At 40.1% G+C, this 22,212-nt stretch carries 19 protein-coding genes, 1 other RNA gene and 1 pseudogene; 13 read left to right on the forward strand and 8 right to left on the reverse strand.

Annotated elements, in window-relative coordinates; translation table 11 throughout:
• Window positions 1-58: 58 nt before the first annotated feature.
• Both JWG41_RS17120 and JWG41_RS17125 read left to right on the forward strand, forming a co-directional pair.
• Window positions 59-1,129 carry a TauD/TfdA family dioxygenase gene (locus JWG41_RS17120; protein ID WP_205271033.1) on the forward strand — a complete coding sequence of 357 codons (1,071 nt, stop codon included), beginning with the start codon at window positions 59-61 and terminating at the stop codon, window positions 1,127-1,129.
• A 1-nt stretch (window position 1,130) separates the two neighbouring features.
• Window positions 1,131-2,039, forward strand: a complete 909-nt coding sequence (locus JWG41_RS17125; protein ID WP_205271034.1) for a bile acid:sodium symporter family protein — start codon at window positions 1,131-1,133, stop codon at window positions 2,037-2,039.
• Here JWG41_RS17125 and JWG41_RS17130 read toward each other — a convergent pair.
• Window positions 2,036-3,703, reverse strand: coding sequence for an NADPH-dependent assimilatory sulfite reductase hemoprotein subunit (locus tag JWG41_RS17130; RefSeq protein ID WP_205271035.1), 1,668 nt, complete (start codon window positions 3,701-3,703; stop codon window positions 2,036-2,038). The two genes, JWG41_RS17125 and JWG41_RS17130, sit on opposite strands and share 4 nt — an antisense overlap.
• Window positions 3,704-3,710: 7 nt before the next feature.
• Window positions 3,711-5,471, reverse strand: coding sequence for a diflavin oxidoreductase (locus JWG41_RS17135; RefSeq protein WP_205271036.1), 1,761 nt, complete (start codon window positions 5,469-5,471; stop codon window positions 3,711-3,713).
• A gap of 165 nt (window positions 5,472-5,636) precedes the next feature.
• On the opposite strand from JWG41_RS17135, the gene cobA reads away from it, so the two are divergent.
• Together cobA and JWG41_RS17145 are read left to right on the forward strand one after the other, a co-directional pair.
• Complete coding sequence (gene cobA, locus JWG41_RS17140; protein WP_205271037.1) at window positions 5,637-6,422, forward strand: uroporphyrinogen-III C-methyltransferase; 786 nt, start codon at window positions 5,637-5,639, stop codon at window positions 6,420-6,422.
• The gene (locus tag JWG41_RS17145) at window positions 6,419-7,012 is read left to right on the forward strand and encodes a precorrin-2 dehydrogenase/sirohydrochlorin ferrochelatase family protein (RefSeq protein WP_205271038.1); all 594 of its coding nucleotides are present in this window, start codon (window positions 6,419-6,421) and stop codon (window positions 7,010-7,012) included. The genes cobA and JWG41_RS17145 overlap by 4 nt, the downstream gene beginning before the upstream one ends.
• On the opposite strand, the gene JWG41_RS17150 is transcribed toward JWG41_RS17145, so the two are convergent.
• A complete protein-coding gene (locus JWG41_RS17150; protein WP_205271039.1) occupies window positions 7,009-7,614 on the reverse strand; it encodes an LBF_1134 family protein in 606 nt (201 codons plus the stop codon). The genes JWG41_RS17145 and JWG41_RS17150 overlap by 4 nt on opposite strands.
• Before the next feature lie 43 nt (window positions 7,615-7,657).
• Here JWG41_RS17150 and JWG41_RS21300 point away from each other — a divergent pair.
• Window positions 7,658-8,047: pseudogene (locus tag JWG41_RS21300) on the forward strand (nuclease-related domain-containing protein); the annotation flags it as partial.
• A gap of 1,151 nt (window positions 8,048-9,198) precedes the next feature.
• On the opposite strand, the gene rnpB reads toward JWG41_RS21300, so the two are convergent.
• Window positions 9,199-9,548, reverse strand: an RNA gene (rnpB, locus tag JWG41_RS17160) — RNase P RNA component class A.
• A 104-nt stretch (window positions 9,549-9,652) separates the two neighbouring features.
• Between rnpB and JWG41_RS17165 the strand changes: the two genes are divergently transcribed.
• Window positions 9,653-10,102, forward strand: a complete 450-nt coding sequence (locus tag JWG41_RS17165) for an LEPBI_I1174 family sigma 54-regulated protein (protein WP_205271040.1) — start codon at window positions 9,653-9,655, stop codon at window positions 10,100-10,102.
• Between the two features lie 103 nt (window positions 10,103-10,205).
• Here the strand turns inward: JWG41_RS17165 and JWG41_RS17170 are convergent, their stop codons facing one another.
• Together JWG41_RS17170 and msrB are read right to left on the reverse strand one after the other, a co-directional pair.
• Window positions 10,206-10,418 (reverse strand): hypothetical protein, encoded by a 213-nt coding sequence (locus tag JWG41_RS17170; protein ID WP_205271041.1) that lies wholly within the window; start codon window positions 10,416-10,418, stop codon window positions 10,206-10,208.
• Window positions 10,419-10,555: 137 nt separating this feature from the next.
• Window positions 10,556-10,936: a peptide-methionine (R)-S-oxide reductase MsrB gene (msrB, locus tag JWG41_RS17175; RefSeq protein ID WP_205271042.1), complete on the reverse strand. Its 381-nt coding sequence runs from the start codon at window positions 10,934-10,936 to the stop codon at window positions 10,556-10,558.
• 109 nt (window positions 10,937-11,045) lie between these two features.
• Between msrB and JWG41_RS17180 the strand changes: the two genes are divergently transcribed.
• Genes JWG41_RS17180 through JWG41_RS17210 form a run of 7 tightly spaced genes read left to right on the forward strand, consistent with a single transcriptional unit; the run spans window position 11,046 to window position 19,261 of the window.
• Window positions 11,046-11,918, forward strand: coding sequence for an NAD(P)-binding domain-containing protein (locus JWG41_RS17180; RefSeq protein WP_205271043.1), 873 nt, complete (start codon window positions 11,046-11,048; stop codon window positions 11,916-11,918).
• Window positions 11,911-13,446, forward strand: coding sequence for a type 2 periplasmic-binding domain-containing protein (locus JWG41_RS17185; protein WP_205271044.1), 1,536 nt, complete (start codon window positions 11,911-11,913; stop codon window positions 13,444-13,446). Before JWG41_RS17180 ends, JWG41_RS17185 begins: the two co-directional genes overlap by 8 nt.
• On the forward strand, window positions 13,443-14,396 hold the full coding sequence (gene hemB / locus JWG41_RS17190; protein ID WP_205271045.1) for a porphobilinogen synthase: 954 nt from the start codon (window positions 13,443-13,445) through the stop codon (window positions 14,394-14,396). The genes JWG41_RS17185 and hemB overlap by 4 nt, the downstream gene beginning before the upstream one ends.
• A complete protein-coding gene (gene hemL, locus JWG41_RS17195; protein ID WP_205271046.1) occupies window positions 14,393-15,676 on the forward strand; it encodes a glutamate-1-semialdehyde 2,1-aminomutase in 1,284 nt (427 codons plus the stop codon). The genes hemB and hemL overlap by 4 nt, the downstream gene beginning before the upstream one ends.
• Window positions 15,673-16,716, forward strand: a complete 1,044-nt coding sequence (locus tag JWG41_RS17200; protein ID WP_205271047.1) for a uroporphyrinogen decarboxylase family protein — start codon at window positions 15,673-15,675, stop codon at window positions 16,714-16,716. Before hemL ends, JWG41_RS17200 begins: the two co-directional genes overlap by 4 nt.
• Window positions 16,713-18,053: an oxygen-independent coproporphyrinogen III oxidase gene (hemN, locus tag JWG41_RS17205; RefSeq protein WP_205271048.1), complete on the forward strand. Its 1,341-nt coding sequence runs from the start codon at window positions 16,713-16,715 to the stop codon at window positions 18,051-18,053. Before JWG41_RS17200 ends, hemN begins: the two co-directional genes overlap by 4 nt.
• Window positions 18,050-19,261 carry a protoporphyrinogen/coproporphyrinogen oxidase gene (locus JWG41_RS17210; RefSeq protein WP_205271049.1) on the forward strand — a complete coding sequence of 404 codons (1,212 nt, stop codon included), beginning with the start codon at window positions 18,050-18,052 and terminating at the stop codon, window positions 19,259-19,261. The genes hemN and JWG41_RS17210 overlap by 4 nt, the downstream gene beginning before the upstream one ends.
• Here the strand turns inward: JWG41_RS17210 and hemH are convergent.
• Together hemH and topA are read right to left on the reverse strand one after the other, a co-directional pair.
• Window positions 19,235-20,320, reverse strand: a complete 1,086-nt coding sequence (gene hemH, locus JWG41_RS17215) for a ferrochelatase (protein ID WP_205271050.1) — start codon at window positions 20,318-20,320, stop codon at window positions 19,235-19,237. The two genes, JWG41_RS17210 and hemH, sit on opposite strands and share 27 nt — an antisense overlap.
• The gene (gene topA / locus JWG41_RS17220; protein ID WP_408611788.1) at window positions 20,310-22,199 is read right to left on the reverse strand and encodes a type I DNA topoisomerase; all 1,890 of its coding nucleotides are present in this window, start codon (window positions 22,197-22,199) and stop codon (window positions 20,310-20,312) included. Before topA ends, hemH begins: the two co-directional genes overlap by 11 nt.
• Between the last annotated feature and the right edge of the window lie 13 nt (window positions 22,200-22,212).

Consider the following 22,212-nt stretch of genomic DNA (forward strand, 5'->3'; position numbering starts at 1 on the left):
CAATATAACAGATTTTTTCTTGCTATAAAATAACGGGGTTCAATAAGATGGCAGTAGTATGAGCCGAGCCACTACGATTGCCACCCATTGGATCCGAAAATCCTTCATCGGGGAGACAAAACTTCCCATTGTCTATGAACCGGGAGAGGAAAAAGATCTCCAAGATCTAACCCACTGGATCGAGAAAAACCAGAAGGAATGGAGAGAGGACCTAAGAACTTATGGTGCCGTTCTCTTTCGTGGTTTTCCCATCCATGAGGCAACTGACTTCCAATCCATTCTCTTTGCAACAGGAGAGAAAAAGTTAGGTGAGTTCTATTTAGGAACTTCCCCTCGGGACCAAGTCGTCAAACATGTGTTTACCGCAAGTGAACTTCCTCCCCACTACCCAATCATGCAACATGCCGAGATGAGTTTTCTCGACAACCCTCCGAAACTTTTATTTTTTTATGCAGAAAAAGCATCCGAAACTGGTGGAGAAACTCCCCTTACGGACCTTCGAGAAGTTTATAAAGATGTAGATCCTAAAATCAAAGAAAAAATTCAAAAACATGGAATTCGTTACAGAAGAAGATACGATGGACCATCTACAACAGCTAGGTTTTCTTTATGGAAAACCAAACGTTGGGATGAAATGTTTGGAACTACCAATCTTAAGGAAGTAAAAAAAATCTCTGATGAAAATAGATTCCAATTGGATTGGTCTGGAGTTGATTCCTTAACCATAACCAACGAACAATTAGGATTTCGTATCCATCCAGAAGCAAAAACCACGGCATGGCATAACCATTCACAAACCTTTCACTACCAAGCAGCGGTGAGTGAAGTTTGGAAAATCTTCAAACGACAAAAAACATTCCGTTCTCTTGGTGTTGCTTTGTTACTGACACTTCTCACTCTCATCAAACGAATTTCTGGACAAGAATCACATGATGTTCACGTAACTTATGGAAATGGGGAAGAGATCTCTGCAAAAGAAATGAAATCCATCACAAATGTTTTCTGGAAACATCTGGTGGCCATTCCTTGGCAAACGGGGGATGTTCTCATCATCGATAATTTGTCTGTTTCTCATGGAAGGCTACCATTCAATGGGCCACGTAGAATTCTCGTAGGATGGTCCGACTAATATGGATATCAATGCCGTTCGTCTTAATTTTAACAAAGACTCCGTTTACCTAATCAATGCACTCGTTGGTTTTATTATGTTTGGAATTGCCTTGGAGCTAAAACTCCAAGACTTCCGTCTACTACTACGTTACCCCAAACCAGCGTTTGTTGGTCTTTTTAGCCAATACATTCTGTTACCCGTTGCCACCCTCCTCATCATTTGGGTGATCAACCCACATCCAGGCCTTGCTCTCGGAATGGTACTTGTGGCAGCTTGTCCTGGTGGGAATATGTCGAACTTTTTCACCCATTTGGCAAAAGGAAACTTAGCACTCTCAGTGAGTCTTACCACGTTTTCGTCTGCATTCTCTTTTATCCTGACTCCTCTTGGATTTTTCTTTTGGGGGAATTTACTTCCTGTCACCAGAGAATATCTGAAATCGATCTCCGTTAGCCCCTATGAGATTTTGGTTTCCATCACTGTACTTCTTGTTGTCCCACTGATACTAGGAATTCTATTTCAAAAATTTTTCCCCAAACTCACACATACAGTGAAACGAGCCGTGCAAAGGATTTCCATTTTACTACTGGCTTTCTTTATCGTGGGAGCTCTTGCCACCAACTGGAAGTTCTTTAAAGAATACATCCACCTTCTCTTTGGACTAGTTTTCCTTATGAACTTGGCCGGTCTCTCTCTCGGATATTATTTTGCGAAACTCTTCCGATTGCCTCTCGCCGATAGAAAGACGGTAGCGATAGAAACGGGAATTCAAAACTCAAGCCTAGGACTTGCGATTGTGTTCGGTTTCTTTGATGGCCTGGGCGGAATGGCGATGATTTGTGCTTGGTGGGGAATTTGGCACCTGATTGCCGGTGCCGCCATTGCTACTTATTGGAACAAAACTGCTCCGAAAGAATTGGAATCTTAATTTAAGATTCCAATTCGATTGATATAATCTCCAAAAGATTCTTTGGAATTTCTCTCTTTCGAGAACCTTCCAAAGAGTCCATCTAACTCAAGTAAAATCGCCGGCTCATCCAAATCATCTTTATACTTTTTGTTCAGTCGGTATCCTTCGGCATCAGCACCCAAATGTAAGTTATACTTTCCATAGGATGTTCCAACTAAACCAATCTCTGAAATATAAGGTCTAGCACATCCGTTGGGACAACCTGTCATTCGAATCGAAACGGGTTCTTCTGCGAGTCCATGTTTTCCAAGGATAGGTTCAATTTTGTCGATAAGGCTTGGGAGATACCTTTGTCCTTCCGCAAGTGCTAAGGAACAAGTACTGAGTGCCACACAAGCAATGGAATTTTTACGAATATTGGAAATCTCACTTGTTTTCCGATGCACACCAAACTTCACGAGAATGGATTCGATAAGATCCTTATCTTTTGGAAAGATATCAGATAAGATCAGGTTTTGGTTACAAGTGAAACGGAATGTGGCTCTTCTTGTTTTGGAAACTTCAAGCAGTGCCGTTTTTAGATTATAACCATGTTCATCACAAACACGACCGTTCTCAACAAAGACAGTATAATGCCAGTTACCCGCTACGTCTTGTTTCCAACCAAAATCATCTGATCTTTGCGTGAACTTGTAATCTTTGGCTGGTTCAAAACTAAATCCAATGCGCTTTTCTACTTCTTTTTTGTAGAACTCAACACCCAACCGGTCCAAAGTGTATTTCAAACGAGAAAGTTTTCGATCTTCTCTGTTTCCAAAATCTCTTTGAACGGTTACAATTTCATATACAACTTTTAAGATATCTTTTTTTGGAATAAAACCAAATACAGTTCCCACTCTTGGATAGGTATCTGCATTTCCATGTGTGGTTCCAAGACCGCCACCAACCGCTACATTGAACCCAATCAGTTGGCCATTTTCAATGATGGCAATCAGTCCAATATCATTCGTAAAAAGATCCACATCATTGTAAGGTGGAATCGCAATAGCGATTTTAAACTTACGCGGAAGGTAAACATCCTTATACAAAGGATCTTCTGGTTCTTCTTTTTCGGCTAAAAGATTTTCATCGAGCCAAATCTCATAATATGCTCTTGTTTTGGGAAGAAGAGAACGGCTAATCTCACCCGCATACCCAAACACTTCTTTGTGTAAGGGACTTGTAGCAGGATTAGATGTACAAGTTACGTTACGATTCACATCCCCACAAGCAGCAATCGAATCCAAAAATACAGAATCAAATGCTTTGATGGTTGGTTTGATTTGCGATTTTAAAATTCCATGAAGTTGGACTGTTTGGCGGGTTGTGATTTTGATGGTTCCAGTAGAATTTTCACCGGCAACATTGTGTAATGCTTCCCAATGAACAGGCCCGATCATCCCGCCAGGAATTCGTAACCGAATCATAAATGAATACAGACGTTCTAATTTTTTAGCCGCACGTTCCTCTCTGCGGTCTCTATCATCTTGTTGGTACATCCCATGGAACTTAAGTAATAATTGGTCATCGGAGCGAAGAGAACCAGTATGTTCATCCTTCAAACTATCACTGAGTGATCCTCTAAGTCCTCGACTGAGGCGTTTTACTTTTTCTGCTAATGTTTCTTTTTTTTGTTCTGCCATGATTACCTCAGTAAACGTCCTTAATGTAGCGACCGGCTTCTTCCAATTCTTTTAAATAATCGGAAGCATCTTTTCCTGTATCAAATGTTCTTTCTGAAAGAATTTCAATGAGTTTGCGGTCTACGTCTTTACTCATTGGGTCTTTGGATCCGCAAAGATAAATCACTGCTCCATTTTCGATCCACTTCAAAAGTTCTGTTGCATTTTCACCCATTCGGTCTTGCACATATACTTTTTGTTTTGTATCTCTAGAGAAAGCAGCGTTTAACCTATGCAATACGCCCGTATCCATAAGTTCTAATAGTTCTGTTTGGTAATAGAAATCGGAGACAAAATTTCGTTCTCCAAAAAATAACCAGTTCCTTCCATTTCCGGAATTTTGTTCCCTTTCAAATAAAAAACTTCGAAAAGGAGCAACACCAGTTCCTGGCCCAATCATAATGATGTCTGTATCAGGACTTGGCAATCGGAAAGAATTGTTTCTTTGGATAAAGAAAGGAACCACATCCCCTTCTTTCAATTCCGCTAAAAAACCAGAACAAAAACCAGTTTTTAAACCAGTGAATGTTTCAATTTCTACTTCTGCGACTGTTATATGGACTTCTTCTTCACCATGAGCCGAAGGGCTAGAAGCGATGGAATAATATCTAGGAACAATGGGTTCTAAAACATCCACAAGAGTTTGGAGTTCTAGTTGTTTTTCTGATGGATGGAGAGTGAGTAATACATCCAAATCCAATTTACCAGAAGGGATTTCTTTTCCAACAAGGCTCGCATATTTTTGAATCACTCGGTCCGGTAAAAACCGAACGGATACTTTTTTACGAAACAAATCATAAGCCATCCATGTTTCCCCTTTATAGGTAACACGCGATTCACGATCTGTTTTTAATAAAGAAAGGATTCGATTCACTTCCTCATCGCGATTGTAAGCAAGAAAACCAGCGCTGTCCCCAGGTAGATAATCGACCGTGCCGCTTGCTTTGATTTCGATATGTCTTGTTGATTTACTCGCACCAATATCATTTAAAACAATATTGGTAACCACAGAACCTTCATAAACGACCTTACCACCGGAAGCCGGTTTTGCCGCAGGCGTTTGTGTTGGTTTGGCACTTTGTGTCGTGGCAGTTTTAGAATGAGCATTGAGTTTGGATATGAGTTCACTCATCCAAGGTTTGGAGACTGCTTCAAAATCCACATCGCATTTGCCAAGAGGTTGGATGCGTTCTGCACCCAATTTTGCAAGCATTGAATCCACATCTTCACCGGTTTGGCAAAACAAAGGATAGCTTGTATCACCTAACCCAAGTACGGCGAATTTAACTTTTGATAATGAATCTTTTGACTCAGATAAAATCTGAAGGAATGGTTTTGCTGCCTGTGGTGGCTCTCCATCTCCATGAGTGGATACCACTACAAACAAATACTCTTCTTCTTTTAGATCTTTCGCTTTGTATGTGTCTGTACTTTTTAATTTTGCAGAAACTCCGAGTTCTTTTAATTTTTTAACAAGTTCGGTTCCTAGTTTTTTGGAATTTCCGGTTTCTGTTCCATACACCACGCTGCATTGGATGGGTTGTGTTTTTAAATTTCCATCGGTTCCCGAATCAATGCTGACCGGTGGAGTGAGCGATACATCAACACTGCTGCCCCCAATGCTTGCCTGGGTGAGTGCAGACAAATATCCGGACATCCACACCCATTCGTCTTTTGTGGATTCCTTCAGTAACTGTAAAAATCGATTGCGTTTCTCATCGGATAGCATAAAAACCTATATTTGATTTGGATTCCAGTAAAACATCCAAAAAGTCTGATAAATTGAATCTTTCCCCAGAGATATGGCCTAAGTAAACCAAAAAAATGGAGATTTTGTAGAAATTATTAGCCAATAACTTGACTATTTGCTACAATGTCGCAAGGTATAACAGATATGTCCTCCAATAAGACAGAACATGGATTTGTAAGTTTTGTCAGCGGTGGCCCAGGCCCCATTGATCTTTTGACCCTCCGTGGGCGAAACCGAATCAAATCGGCCGACGCCATTCTTTATGATGCCCTTTTGGATCCTGGATTTTTAGACCTATTTCCAGAGACCGCCCAAATCCTCTATGTAGGAAAAAGAGCAAACGAACATGCCCGCACCCAAACAGAGATCAACTCCCTACTCGTCGAACTTGCCTTAGAGGGAAAACGAGTGGTGCGTTTGAAAGGAGGCGATGCTTCTATTTTTGGAAGGCTTGCCGAAGAGATCGATAGTCTCGAAAAAGAAGGGATTCCTTTTGAGGTTGTTCCTGGGGTGAGTTCTGTGACAACGGGAGCGGCTGAACTCGGTGTGTCACTTACCGTTCGTGAAATTTCTAGACAGATCATCATCCTGGATGGTCATACCATTTTGGAAGACGAACGCAGCTGGATCGGAATGGAAAATTTTTTAGGAACCATTGTCATTTTAATGGGAAGTAAAAAAACAAAAGAACTGGCAGAGACTTTAATCCAGAAAGGAATCAAAGAAACAACTCCCATCGTTCTCGCGGAAAATGTCGGATCGGGAAATCCTATTTATACTACATCCACTCTCGCAAGTACCGTGTTAAACGAGATCTCTAAACAATCCAACGGTCCTGGTATTCTTTATGTTGGGGAAGTGATTCGTCCCCTACTCCAAAGGAATGAAAAAATCAAAAAATCGACGATGATCAGTCTTCTTTCGGAATGAGTTTCAAAAAATACCCAATCTTTTTAAATTTAGAGAATCGAAATATTCTCATCGTTGGTGGTGGGAATGCTTGTTTGGAAAAATTGGTGGGCCTTGAATTTACAGGTGCCAAAATTCATATCATATCAATTGATTTTAGTGATGAGGTAAAAACTTTTTTAACAAAGTATCCGAACATCATCACAGAAGAACGTCCCATCAAAGAAGATGACCTAAACCATCGTGATATCATTTTTTTAGGAACGAGTGATCCTTTGATCAATCGAAATTTTCGAGCCCTTGCCAAAAAAAAAGGGATTTGGGTGAATTCGGTTGATGATCCAAAGAATTGCGATTTTTACTCTTCCTCATCGGTATCCATAGGACCGGTGCAATTTGCCATTTCTACCGATGGAAAGTTTGCTGGTGTTTCCTCCACACTCCGAAAACTTTTTGAAGAGATCCTTCCAGAGGAAGATCATGAGTTAATGGAAACTCTTTTTGAGATGCGAAGAAACTTAAAAGAACTCCTTCCAGACAAGGACGAAAGAAGACTCGCCTTAAAAGAAATCGTTCAAAACTTAAATTCTAAATACTTTCACAAACCTTAGTTGGAATCAGGATAAATCTGAATCGTTGTTAGTTGGTGTTCATTGGCCCAAATCGAATGTAGGGGAATGTTTACTATCATCTTTTCATTGCTATCCAATCTAGCAGTCCACTCCCCCGGAGTCCTTGGGTCTGCAAATTTTACCTTCTTTATCGGGAACGGAAACTGGATCTCAAACTGAATGAACTCAACGAGTGTATTAAAACGAAGTAAATCATCTCTGAGTTTTGCTTCGCTCAAAATAGAATTAATTTCATCCTTGTTGATTTCTAAGGCCTTCAAAAGAGGAGAAGACTTGCTTGTGTCCACAACTAATTGAATTTCATGTATTTGATCCTCGGTAAACTCGATAAACCGAAACCCTGGTGGCAAAATATGAGTGTAATTGGAAAATTGGTAAGCTCGCTCTTTGATGCTAATCTCAAGCTCACCCGTTGGAACAAGGCCAGAACCAAAAAACAGGCCACCTGATTTTTTTGTGATCCTTTTTTGGTATAAAACCAAATCTCCAGACAAGTCTGGTTTGATCTTTATTTTAATATTCCCACCGGCGCAGGCGCAAAACAATAGGCAGAAAATTACGGTTGGTGGTATCAGTTTCATATCACCAATGGAAACACTGGTGGTAAGTTTGCAGAACTAAAAAATGATTTATCCAAAACAGTTTCGCGCAAAAGCCAAAGATATTTCCCTCGAATCGCACTATTATACCCGTTTTTCCAAGGAAATCCGCATTCCTTGTAATATCTATTATTCCATTACCCTCATCACACCCGATGTTCCCATGCGAGAAATTGATTTCCTTGTGGTCTCGCCATACGGTGTGATCACCATAGAATTAAAAAATGGGCGTTGGCGGCAAAAAAAAGGGGAATGGGAATTTTATAATGTGCGGATGCGAGATTGGAAATCCGTGGAAGGGAAATCCTATAGAAGCCCTATCGAACAAGTCGTCACACAAAGAGATTTGATTCGAGAGTTTTTTAAAAACCACAACCAATTAGCAGATTTATTCCCACCCGAATATTATGATAGTGCTGTCTTCTTTTTAAAAAATGAAAGAAAGGAATTCCATTTACCAAATGATAGGCACCTGTATGTGTTTGGCGGAAAAGAAATAAATGATGAAATGGATCTAAATTCCATTTTAGAATCTATCCTTTTTCAATACAATAGAGAACCACTCCCAGAATCGGTAATGGTTAGAGCTCATGAAATCATTAAAAAAAATCTAAACTTCTTTCAAACATTCCGATCGCAAAAGGAAAAAGAAGAAGAGAATTTATTATTTTTTACCAAAGAACAATTTGAATTGGTGGAAGGAATCAACCGTCACCCACGCAACTTGGTTTTTGGAAGTACCGGTTCTGGAAAATCAATCCTTGCCGGAGAGTTGGCCTTACAAAATGCTCGTGCCGGTAAAAAAGTATTACTATGGCAAGGTGCGAAAGCTCTGTATGAGATTTGGAAGGACGAACTCGCAAACATTCCTGAAAAATCAAATATTGAACTCATTTCTGACATTAGTGAAATCAATCATAACAATATCGATCTTTTGATTGCGGATGGGATCGAAGATAGTTTAACCGATGTCCAATCGAAAGAAGTTTTTTTATACCTATCTAAATTCTTTTGGGAAAACAAACATTGGATACTTTTTATTACCAGACGTTTTCAATATATAGAATCAAAACTTTTGTCTTATTGGCGTTCGCTTCCTGTCCATATCTGGGATATTACAAGAAACATCAGAAATTCGCCAGAGATAGTCAATTTTGCCAATGCACTCCTGGATGATTTTTCTGAATCGCCAACTCAAAGTAATCTATCAGACATTCAGTTTATCAAAACGGATGAAGACCTAACAGACCAAATCCGATGGTGTTATGGATATGCCAAAAAAGTATTAGAAGTAGAAAATGATGAAATTGTTGTGATCTACAAATCAGAAGAATCCATATCACAAAATGGATTGAAACAATTCCTAACTGAAAACGGAATGCGACACTATTCTTGTAAAGAATTTGCCGGAATGGAAGAAACCTGCGGGATCATCATTGGTTTTGAAAATTGGAACCAACCAGAAACCAGAACACAATTGGCAGAAACAATTTTGAAAATCAGAAGTTTGGTTTGTGTATTTTATCCACCTGATGAAGAAGAGGTGATCCAAACTATTTTAAAAAAAGGTGACTCTGGCCCGTAAGCCGGATTCTGTTCTATGCGATCATTTATCTGATGCTCTCTACCCACAACCTGGCGGGACAAGCTCATAACGGTTGTTTACTTGAGATTGCACATCGGAGGGTTTACCAAGCCTCTATTTTTACAAATAGAGCGGTGGGCTCTTACCCCACCATTTCACCCTTACCTACCGAAGTAGGCGGTTTCCTTTCTGTTGCACTTTCCGTCCCCTGGTTCCCATTTCTGGAATCCAAAAGCCCAAGTGTTACTCGGTCCGATTGTCCCCTAGTGTCCGGACTTTCCTCCCCTTTCCCACCAGAAGACGGAAAAAAGGCGATCGCTCGGCCAGAGTCAGTTTCATTGGAAAGTCACTATCGAAATCGTCTATGAGTATTTCTTCCACTTGGCACAAATTATGCATTCTGTATATTCAAAGAGTCCGCGAGGCACTCATTGTATGATCAAATACCAAATTGCTATAGTATTCATCATTTCCTTTGGTTTGCATGCAAATCCTATCTTGGATGAATCTGCGGATGATATCCTTAAAAATACAAGGTTGTCTCGGATTCCCTCAGTCATTGCAACCCTGGAAGAAAGGGCCATCCAGAGGATGGAAACAAACGAGCTGATTTCCGCTCGGGAGGATTTAAAAAAAGCCATCCAATTGAAACATGCGATCGGAATGAAGGAATCCGAAGGAAACGCCGGCCTACTCTTACAAATCTCTAAGCTGGAATCCAGGTTGGGGAACCGCTGCGAAGCCAACCAATACTCCCATCTAGCAAAACGAATTGCTCTCCGTATTGGTGTCAACCTGGGAGCCGTAGCATTCGACCGCGCCGTAGTTCCCGTCGAGACAAGAAAGCCTGAAGGCTGTGTGGAAGTATCCTGGTTGAAAGAGTAACTGACTTACTTTTTTCAGTGGGTGGAGATTGCGTGCGGGTTACTAGGGTGAGTCGGTTTCTTTAGAACGCGGGTTTATAAAGTAACTGAGTTTCCTTATAACGTCAGTTTCGAAAGTGATCGAGTGCCAAAGATAACTCAGTTTCCAAAGGAATCACCTTTCTTGATAAATCGATTTTCAAAACAGAGCCATTTACCTTAGAACTTCCCTCACCAAAGTAAGTGACTCTCTTTAAAACACCAGTTTCGGAAGTGAGCAATTTTCCAAAGTAACTCACCTTCCAAAGATAACCCACCAAATTTAGAAACCAACTCACAAATGAAACCTAAGCACGCTATCCCTTAGAAAATAGTTCAACCTGGTTAGCTGTTAGCAATGACATCAAACGGAATCCACCAAAGCCAACCGCGCAGATAAAACTACCAAGCGGTTCCAATCTTTCCTATTCTTTCCTTATGGTTTCTTCTCAAACTTTAAGGAAGCCGAATTGACGCAGTATCGCAATCCCGTCGGTTTCGGACCGTCTGGAAACACATGGCCTAGGTGGGCTCCGCAATTTTGACACAGGATTTCTGTCCGCACCATGCCGTGGGCTTTGTCTGACTCGGTAGCAACGACTTCTTTACGAACCGGTTCATAATAACTAGGCCAACCACTACCCGAATCATATTTGGCTTCCGAAGAAAATAACGCTTCACCGCAACAAACACAAAGGTAAGTACCTTTCTCTTTATGTTCGTAATATTCACCAGTAAACGGTCGTTCGGTGCCTTTTTCTCGAGTCACTTGGTATTGTAAGGGAGTGAGTTTTTCTTTCCAATTCTCTTCGTTCATTCCTAACCATTCCTTATTAATTGAGACTTAGTTTCAATATCATATTTTATTTTTTTAGAGACTGACAATCTTGTGACAGTTGGAACCTTGTATTTGATAGAATAAAATTATGTGGTCAAACCTGATTCTATTACATTCAAATGATCCCATCAGTAATCCTTTAGACGATTCTCGCCTAGAGGTTTGGCAAACATGCCAAAGATCGATTGCATTCGGTGATCATCGCTTATTCCCCATCATGGAATCAGAGCGATTTTACAAAGGATACGAAGTATTCCATGGTTACGAAGCCTATCGTTTTCTTCTTGAGGTTGTTTCGGGCCTTCGGTCCAAACTTTTTGGAGAATCAGAAATCCAAGCACAGTTCCGAGATCGATTTCGAGAAGAAAAGGTTACAGATTCTAATTTTGCACTCTCACTCTTACGATTGCGAGACCAAATTTTAGAACACACCAAACAAATTCGCTCCAAATACTTAACAGGAATCGGAAGACAAACTTATGGTAGTGTTGCTGATTCCTATTTACAAAAACATAAATCCATTACTTTACTGGGAACAGGCAAACTGGCAAACTCCATCCTTCCCTATCTTGTTTCCAAAGATAAAGAAGTTCGTCTCATCGGACGAAATCAAACAAGAATGGCCGAATTACAAAAAGAATTTCCGATCACAACTTATCATTGGGAAGATTATAAACCAGGTACGGAAGCCATTGTCATTGCCTCTAGCTTCTTACCGTTTAACTGGGAATCAATGATCAAAACTTCTTCTTTAATTCTAGATTTTCGCGAAACAGCAATCAGCGAATCCAATGATAAGAATTATATCCCTCTTTCTAAAATTCTAAGTGATCTACAAGAAACGGATGAACAAATCCAATCAGTGAAAATGGACTTACAATTCTTTCTAACGGAACTCACTCGGGAGCGGGAGGAAGAACAAATACACATAATGAATGGATGGGAAGATTTACTTGTCTAATACGATCAAAGTCGGAGGAAGATCCTCACTTCTTTCGCGAATTCAAATTCTGTCTGTCATCAAAACTCTCCAAGAAAAAAACAAATCAAAAGAATTCCAAACAGTCTTTAGAGAATCTGCCGGTGACAAAGACCTAAAAACTCCCCTTTGGCAATTTGCTGGTCAGGGAATTTTTACCAAAGACCTTCAAGAAGATTTACTCAATCACAAAATTGATATCGCCATTCATTCATGGAAGGATATGGATTTAAGAGAACGTAAGGACACAACCCTAGTTCCCATCCTATCTCGGGAAGACGTTCGAGACATTTTATTATTCAAACGAAATAAGTGGATCGCAGCTCCAACAGAAATAACAATTCTTACTTCCTCTCCAAGAAGAGAACACCATATCAGAGACTTTGTAAAAACATACTTTCCTACTCCCATCAATTCGTTTCAGGTTAATATCAAATCCGTCAGAGGAAATATCCAAACAAGAATCCGAAAGTATTTGGAACATGAAAATGGTGGCATTTTAATCGCAAAAGCAGCTTTGGATCGAATCCTGAATTTCGATGATGACGAAAATCAAGTTCCCGAATTAAAAGAAGTCAAACAATTGATAAGAGAAGCCGTAAACTTATCGCTGTTTATGGTTATGCCATCTTCTATATTTCCCAGTGCACCAGCACAAGGTGCCCTTTGCGCTGAGATTAGAAAGGAAGACAAACATTTCGAGTCCCTGTTAAGAGAAACCACCGATACCAATGCAGAAATCACAGCAGAAGAAGAGAGAAAAATTTTATCTCAGTATGGTGGTGGTTGTCATCAAAAAATTGGAGTTTCTGTTTTAACAAGAGATTACGGAAAGATAACTTTTATTAGAGGAGAAACCGAAGATGGAAAAACACTATTTACAAAAGAATTATCAGGAGCACCTAATTTATCCTTCGACCGTAATGAAGTATGGCCACCAAAGGCAAAAATGGCCGCAAGGCAAAGAGAACGCCTGACTTACGCCATTCCCAAAGATGTAGATGTATTTGTGTCTCGAGGTTATGCTTTCCCGCTAGATTTGTCCGTAAACCCAACCAACCAAATCCTTTGGTCAGCAGGACTATCAACTTGGAAGGACCTCGCTCTCAGAGGTTTTTGGGTGAACGGAACCTGTGATGGGTTAGGTGAAAGTGAGCCCCCAATGATTGATCTTCTTTTGGGCAGAAAACCAAACTTTGTGAAACTCACACATGTCGACTCAGACAAACTAAATAGCATCTATCCAGTCATCCCAACCTATTTTGTTTCAGCTCCAGAAATTCCAGTCCCTTTCGACACTTCTAAAATCAAAGCAGCCTATTGGCGGAGTGGTTCCGAGTTTGATATTGTTACCAAACGATTTCCAGAACTACTAGATGTGATTCATTTTGTTGGCCCGGGATCCACATTCAAAAAAATTAAACAGACGATAGGTGAAGATGCCGCAGGAACCAGAGTATTTGTCTCATTATCTTTTGATTCTTGGGTAGAAAGGTATATAAAACCATGAAAAAACAAACACTGCGTTTACGCTCCAACCAATATTTACGAAACTTAGGAGAAACGGGATCACTCAATGTCAACAAAATGATCCAACCACTTTTCCTTGCAGAAGGTATCGACGAAAAAGAACCAATCAAAGGTTTGCCAGGTGTTTTTCGTGATACAGATAAATCTATTTTAAATCAAATTGAATCGGACCTAAAAGCAGGTGTATCTCAATTTTTATTGTTTATGGTTCCGAAAGACAAATCGGATACAAGTTTTCCAAAAAACTTTTACCATACAAATATCAGTGCGATCAAAAAAAGGTTCCCGGAAATGTTTTTATGGTTAGATACTTGCATCTGTTCGGTGACGACAACCGGACATTGTTGCCACTTTCATAAATCAGGAAATATAGATCTTGAATTAACACTCAAACGACTTTCTGATCTCGCACTCATTTATGCAGATGCTGGTGCCGATGGGATTGCTCCGAGCGATATGATGGATGGCCGCGTAGGATCTCATAGAAAAATTCTGGATGCAAACGAACATTCCATGGTTCCGATCATGAGTTATTCTACAAAATTTAAAAGTAATTTCTATGGTCCTTTTCGTGGTGCCGCCGATTCATCACCACAATTTGGTGATCGCAGCGGATACCAACTCGATGTTCGTGATCGTGATACTGCCATCCATACATCCATTCGAGATAAAGAAGAAGGTGCTGATTTACTTATGGTCAAACCAGGAATGACTGCCATTGATCTTATCGGTCCCATCAAAGAAAAAACAGGACTGCCTACTGGCGCCTACCAAGTGAGTGGTGAGTATGCCAGTCTTGTTTATTTAGCAAAAGAAGGATTCTTAAATTTTGAAGAAGGTTTGAAAGAAACTTGGGATGTTTTCAGAAGGGCCGGTTCTTCCTATTTAATTACTTATGGTGCAAGGATTGCACAAAGGTTGTATTCATGAATTCAGAAGAACTATTTCTTCGTTCTAAAAAAGTAGTTCCCGGTGGGGTACATAGTCCCGTTCGTTCTTTTGCTTCTGTAGGAGGAACACCCGTTTTTTTTAGTGAAGCAGGTGGCGCCTATTTAAAGTCAGTTGAAGGAAAAGAATACATCGATTATTGTTTAAGTTTTGGCCCTCTCCTTTTTGGACACAGGCATCCAGAAATCCAAGAGGTGGTGGAAGATACAGTCAGAAAGGCTTGGTCTTTTGGAGCATGTGAACCGTATTCCTTAGAACTTGCCGAATTCATCACAAGTCGTATCCCTTGGGCCGAAAAAATACGATTTGTAAATTCAGGAACAGAAGCAGTGATGAGTGCTCTTCGTGTGGCAAGAGCTGCGACCGGTAGGAGTAAAATTTTAAAATTTGATGGTTGTTACCATGGCCACTTAGACCAACTCCTCGTCAAAGCAGGGTCTGGTCTTGCAGGCCTCAGTTCCAGTGATAGCAAAGGAATAGGACCGGAAATCATTCAAAACACCCTTGTACTTCCGTTAGATGATGAGAGTGCCCTTGAAGAACTCTTTCAAAAGCAAGGGAATGAAATTGCTTGCCTTGCCATCGAACCCATTCCTGCCAATTACGGACTTCTCCCTCAAAGAATTGAATTTTTGAAAAAATGTCGGGAACTCACAACCAAATATGGCGTATTACTTTTGTTTGATGAAGTCATTTCAGGATTTCGAGTTTCTTTCCAAGGAATGGCAGGACTTACAGGCATTGTTCCTGATTTGGTTTGTTATGGAAAAATCATCGGTGGTGGTTTTCCTGTGGGTGCCTACGCAGGAAGAAAAGACCTGATGGATTTAGTCGCTCCGAGCGGCCCGGTCTACCAAGCAGGAACTTTATCTGCCAATCCCATCGGAATGCGTGCTGGCCTCAAAACCTTAACCAAAGCTTGGAATGAAAATCCTTATCCAGATTTGGAATCAAAAACAAAACAATTAACCACCGGGATTGTAAAACTTTTAGCAGAGTCTGGAGACGAGGGTTGGGAAGCCGTTACTTTCGGAAGTCTCTTTTGGTTAAAAGGGAAAACCAAGCAGACGGTTCGAACGATCGCTGCAATTCCCAGTGATCACAAAACAAAGTTTTCAGTATTTTTTCATAAACTTTTAGACAAGGGTGTCTATCTCGCACCTAGCGGGTATGAGGTTGGCTTTTTATCAACGGCTCATACAGATGAAATTATCGAAGCCACATTAAATAAAACCAAACAGGCATTACAGGAAAGAAAATGATTACCACACAATTTCGAAACGAACGATTTGCCAATGCTCTAAATTTAGTTCCACAGAACATTCCGCCAATTTGGTTTATGCGCCAAGCGGGACGATACCACTCTCACTACCGTAAACTCAAAGAAACGCATAGTTTTATGGAACTCTGCAAACAACCGGAACTAGCAGCAGAGGTTGCACTTGGTCCCGTATTAGAATTTGGATTCGATGTCAGTATTTTATTTTCTGATCTACTATTTCCTTTAGAGGCACTCGGTATGGGTTTAACCTATGACCCAGGTCCCAAACTTTCATTCTCACTCCGATCCGAAAAAGATTTGTTACAATTGAAACCAACGGAAGAAGCCATCGAAGGATTAAAATTCCAAAAAGAAGCTGTCATTCGCACTCGTGAAGTATTACCCAAAGATGTTTCCTTAATTGGATTTGTGGGTGGTCCGTTTACTCTGATGACTTATGCAAGCATTGGAAAACACGATGGGAACATGTCCTTTATCAAAACCAACCAAAACTTTGTGGATGAGTTTTATGCCATCCTTGTTCCTCTTTTAAAAGAAAATATCGAATTACAACTACAAGGTGGTGCAGAAGTCGTTATGATTTTTGATACCGCCGCGGGGATGTTAGATCCTTATAACTTTCATCGTTATGTAATCCAACCGCTTACAGAGTTTACAAAACTCTATCCAAAACAAATTGGTTATTATGCAAAAAATGCAACCGAAGCACAAGTAAAACAAATCCACGGGATCCCCAATTTGGCTGGGTTTGGTGTGGATCACCGGTTTTCTATCCCACAAACACTCAAAGAATTCGGAGGCAAAGGTTTCATCCAAGGAAATTTTGACCAAGAACTCTTATTTGCTGAAAGCTCCATACTCAAACAAAAAATAAGAGAGTATCTTTTACCAATTAGAGATCTAGACCCAGAAGAAAGAAAAGGATGGGTGGCAGGACTTGGACATGGGGTATTACAATTCACACCCGAAAGTTCGATCCACTTACTCATTGAGGAAACAAGAAAGGTATTTAGCGAATGAAAGACCTACTTGAAAAATACGACACACCAGCACCAAGATACACAAGTTATCCGACTGTACCCTATTGGACAGATTCCCCTACATTGGAAGAATGTATCCAATCATTAGAAACTCATCTAGCACCTAAAGAATCAAAACTAGCCTTATACCTGCACATTCCATTTTGTGAAACACTCTGTACTTTTTGTGGCTGTAATACCTCAATTACCAAAAACCATACAGTCGAAGAGCCTTATGTTGCTGCCATTAAAAACGAATTACAGTTATATTCAGAAAAAGTTACTCATCTAAAGGGAAAAAACTTAAGCGAACTCCATTTAGGCGGAGGAAGCCCCACTTATCTCTCCGACTACAATTTACAATCTACAATTGAATTCATTCTAAACAAACTAGGTCCTGTAGAAGACCCGCAGTATTCCATCGAAGTAGACCCTAGAAGAACAAGAGTATCCCAACTCAAACTTTTACAAAAACTTGGGTTTCGAAGGATTAGTTTGGGAGTTCAGGATTTTGATCCTGAAGTGCAAAGACTGGTAAACCGCATCCAACCTTTTGAACTAACAGAAAACATCACTCTGGAAGCCAGAGCTCTTGGATTTGATTCCATTAATTTTGATCTCATTTACGGGTTACCCAAACAAACTTCAGATTCCATGAAATATTCCATTGAAAGGACATTGGAACTAAAACCAGATCGAATTGCCTTTTATTCTTATGCTCACGTACCTTGGATCAAGGCATCGCAAAGACTGTTTACCGAAAAAGACCTTCCCGAACCTACCGTCAAACGAGAATTATACGAAATTGGTAGATCCTTATTAGAAAAGGAAGGTTACCTAGAAATTGGAATGGATCATTTTGCTCTTCCCCATGATAAACTTTGGAAGGCATTTCACACAAACAAACTTCATAGAAATTTTATGGGTTATAGCGAATCCAAAACGGATGTTATGTTAGGACTCGGATCCTCTTCTATCTCCGAAACTCCAGACATTTTTTTTCAAAACCAAAAATTAGAAATGAAATATAGAAAGTCCATCTTGGAAGGAACCATCCCCATCTTACGTGGACATAAACTCACTCATTCGGACCAAATTCGCAAACAATTGATTTTAGATTTGATGACTTCTTGGAAAGTGAATGTGCCGAGTGAAATGAAATCCCATGCAGTTAGTTTTTTGCAAGAAATGGAATCAGATCATTTGATCCACTGGCAAGGAAATACACTTAATGTTACTGAACTAGGGAAACCATTTTTGCGGATTGTCGCCATGGCCTTCGATGAAAAATTACAACTAAGCCAACCCACAAAACCCGTATTCTCAAAAGCGATATGAGTGAACCAGTCCATATCATTGGAGGTGGCATTACCGGATTATTCCTTGCCTACCACCATACCAAACGAGGGGATTCCGTTACTTTGTATGAATCCTCGGAAAAATTAGGTGGAGTGATTGGAACCAAGTCGGTAGAGGAAGGACTTGTGGAGCTAGCAGCCAATGGAATCTTACTCACTGATGAAATCAAATCCATGTTAGATGAGATTGGACTCATTCCCCTTTTCCCAAACCAAGCGGCCAAAAGAAGGTATTTTTGGATAAATAGAAAACTTTCTAGACTTCCCATTTCTATTTTTACCGGACTCAAACTTCTATTCACTATTGGATTTAAAAAAATCAAATTCGATGCAGAACAAAACTTGGAGACTTGGGCAGGTCAAATGTTCGGAACCTCCGTCACCAAAAACATCATGGAACCAGCGATCGGTGGTGTGTATGGAACAAGGCTCGACTCCCTCCAAGCCGAATCTATTTTTTCCAAATGGGATGGTTCCGGGACAAATACCATTCTCCAAGAAATCAGAAAGAACAAAAATAAATCCTATGGAACCGTTTCCTTCACCCAAGGGATGGGAGATTTGGTAAAACATTTGGTTACTTATTTAGAACCAAAAATACAAATTAAAACCAAATTCAATTTTGTTAGTTTAGATGAAATTCTTTCATGGAAGGGAAAAATCCGGCTTTGCCTTTCTTTAAAAAATTTAATCCCACTCCTTGCGGATCGGATCGAACCAAAGGACTCTCCTAATTTGCTCTCCATTACCACCATCACAAGATTTGGGAAATTACACCTAACAAGAAAACCATGTTTTGGAATTCTATTTGGAAAAAACGAAGGGATTCGAGCCCTCGGGGCATTATCCAATTCTGATATCTTTCCGGGAAGGGCCAATAATGGCCTCCATTCCGAAACCTGGATTTATCCGAATGCCGCCAAACAGGAAAAAACGACCTCTTGGGAATCCATTCTCGAAGAGGACCGGAAACAGATTACAGGGAAAAACGATTCTCCTAAAGCAGTCTACGTCACTTCTTGGGAAGGCGTGTTTCCAGCTTACGATAGAAAGTTATTCTTATTCAATAAGCGACTGGATGTATTAGAATCGAAGTGGTTATCCGAAGGAATCAACCTTCGTTTTTTTGGAAACTATCGGAAAGGAATCGGACTTAGGTCTTTATTTGAATCGACAAGTAGGGAGTGACTCTCCCCCCATTTCCTTACAAACGCAATGGTCGATTTTAGTATCTCTTATGAATACTTTCTCGGCGAGATATTCCATAAACGGAAAGTAGGTGCCAAAAGCAGGAATCCTTGTAAAAGATTTTGCACCCGATTCTAAGGCAAGGTCTTTAAACTGCTCTCCAATCTCTTCTAAAGTTTCCAAATGATCACTCACAAAACTAATGGGGTAAACTGCGATTTCTTTTCCCTCTTTGCCAAGGGACTCAATTTTAGAGATAGAACTGGGGGTGGTCCACTTAGCCGGCCCCACCTTACTTTGATAAGATATATGTGTTTTTCCGCGGAAGCCCAATAGGCGAAGTTCTTCCGTGATTCCTTCCACAGAGGATTCAATTTCCTGCATATACCGATCACCTTTATGGATGAGTCGCATCGGAACACCGTGTGCTGAAAAAACCAAATCCAATTCTTTCCAATCACCGCTCGGTTTTTCTTTAGGGAAATGTAAAAAATCTTCTGGTTTTAAAGACCCAGTAAAAAATTCAAAAATAAACCTAGCAGAGATTTGGTGAAACTTTGAATCCGATGCAAAACTAGGAATATAACCGCCACTGCCGACAGGACATTCATGGAACTTTCTTTCTAAATGAGACAGGGTAGATAAAACTGTAGACCGAGAGTATTGTGGGTATAACGGAAGATAGATGGTATCGGCACTTGGTTTTTCAAATTCGGGTTCTCTAATATGAGGAAACCCACAGGTCATCGCCACTTTGACTTTCCAATCCTTATCTGTTTTTTTGTTTAATATCCCTTCGAGTGCAACCGCTTGTTTTTCGGTTTCGGGCACTAAAGGAGAACCACCACCAAACCCCATGGACTCATAGATTTTTTTTATTTTGGGAGTTCGTTTCTTTGCGATGAAACGAGCCAGTGGAAGTCGTAAAAATTCTGGTAAGGGTAAATCAAAAACAAATGGATCCGTGAACAAATCAGTTAAAAAAACTTGAATTTCCTCTGTGGATCTAGGACCACCTAAATTCACAAGGACTAGAGTTTTCTTTTGTTTAGGTTTCATAGGTGATGTAGTCACAATGCGGGTAACGGGAACAAAAATAAATGGTTTTTCCTTTTTTACCGAGTTTGGTTTTCACCACACCTTCCTTACAGGTAGGGCAAATATTTGCTTGGCTCAAATTTGATTCGATTGGACCAGAAGGAGATTTTGATTTTGCCCCAGCCACCAACTTAAGATTAGGTGAAACTTTTGCGCTCCCTTCTTTTTCGTTTTTTGGAGAACCAGGTAAAGCAGAACTTGTTTTTTTTCTTGGACTTCGTAAGATACGAACCAAACCTTCATAAAAATTTTGAATGAGAGTGATCCGCGATTCTTTATCCTTTGTGACTTGGTCTAATTTTTCTTCCAAATCTTTTGTAAAAGACTCTCCAATCATATCATGGAAGTTTAAGAAAAGATAATCATTGACTTTCATTCCAAGGGCCGTAGGTCCAATGGACTTATGGTATTCTACAATGTACTTTCTAGTTTTTAAAGTTTCAAGAATGGTTCCATAAGTGGAAGGTCTACCCACACCGGTATCTTCCATTTTTTGCACCAACTTTCCTTGCGTGTAACGGACAGGAGGTTCTGTTTGTTTCTCTTCGACCGAATAAGACTCATATAAAAAAAGATCTCCAATTTTCCAATCCAGTCTCTTTTGTATTTTTTTCTTTTCCGATTTTCCAAATCCCTTGAACCCAGGATCGGTAATAAATTCGTTTTTATAAAGAAAGATCTGATTACCTTTTTGGAATTCATAAACCGTTTCCTCACCCAATTCCGGCTTCATGAGTGATACAAGAAATCGTTCCCAAATGAGTTGGTAAAGTTTTCTCTCATCAAGAGACAAATAGGAGGCAACCGAATCGGGAGTAAAAGCTGGATTCGTGGGAATCAAGGCTTCATGGGCATCTTGGGAAAACTTTTTTTGTTTTTTGGGTGTGACTCTTCCCGCTGAAACCAAACCAGGAAAGTTAGCTTTCAGATATTTCTCACCTAATGCGCGTTTTCCGTCCGATACACGAGTGCTGTCGGTTCGCATATAAGTGATAAGCCCCACCCTTTCCCCAGAACCGATCCGTTTTCCCTCAAAAAGCATTTGGGCCAGTTTCATTGTTTTTTTGGAATCAAAACCTAAAACACGGAAACTGGTCTCTTGCAAACTAGCGGTAGAAAATGCTAGAGGAGGATTTCGTTTGATATTTTTCTTTTTGATTTGGGACAAGGAAATGTCTTTTAACCGAGTGGGTTCCGGTAGAATTTCTATTTCCGAAAGGAGACTTTGTATTGATTTAGAATCTAATTTATCCTTAGTTTGGTGGTCCAAAACCACATCCATCCCAGAAACAGAACCACCTAGTTTGAGTTGGTAGTAGATTTCTTTGGAGAAATTTTGAATTTCCAATTCTCTTGCGCAAATCCAATGTAAGACGGTGGACTGAACACGCCCCGCAGACAAAGAGGAAATTTTGAGTTGTTTCCATAAATCGGGAGAAACTTCGAATCCAAAAATACGATCCACCACCCTTCGTGCAATTTGTGATTCAATTGCAGCCAAATCAAGGCCAGCTTTCAATTGGATCTGGTGGTTCACTTCTTCTTTGGAGATCTCTTTCAGTCGAAGACGAAAGATTGGTTTTTTTAATTTGATTAATTCGTCATAACAGTGTTTGGCGATAATTTCACCTTCCCGATCGGGGTCACTGGCAATGTAGATGATAGAAGCGGCTTTAGCTTTGGCTTTTATCGCGGAAAAAACTGTTTTTTTTCCTTTTAACCATTCGTATTCAGGTTCGAAGTGATTTTGAAAATCCACCCCATAAGATTTGGGAGGAAGGTCTTTGATATGACCTTTGGTAGCAACAACAACCCAGTCCCCACTTAAATAGGATGCGATTGTTGTTGCTTTT

The sequence above is a fragment of the Leptospira chreensis genome, from assembly GCF_016919165.1.
GTDB classification, from domain to species: domain Bacteria; phylum Spirochaetota; class Leptospiria; order Leptospirales; family Leptospiraceae; genus Leptospira_A; species Leptospira_A chreensis.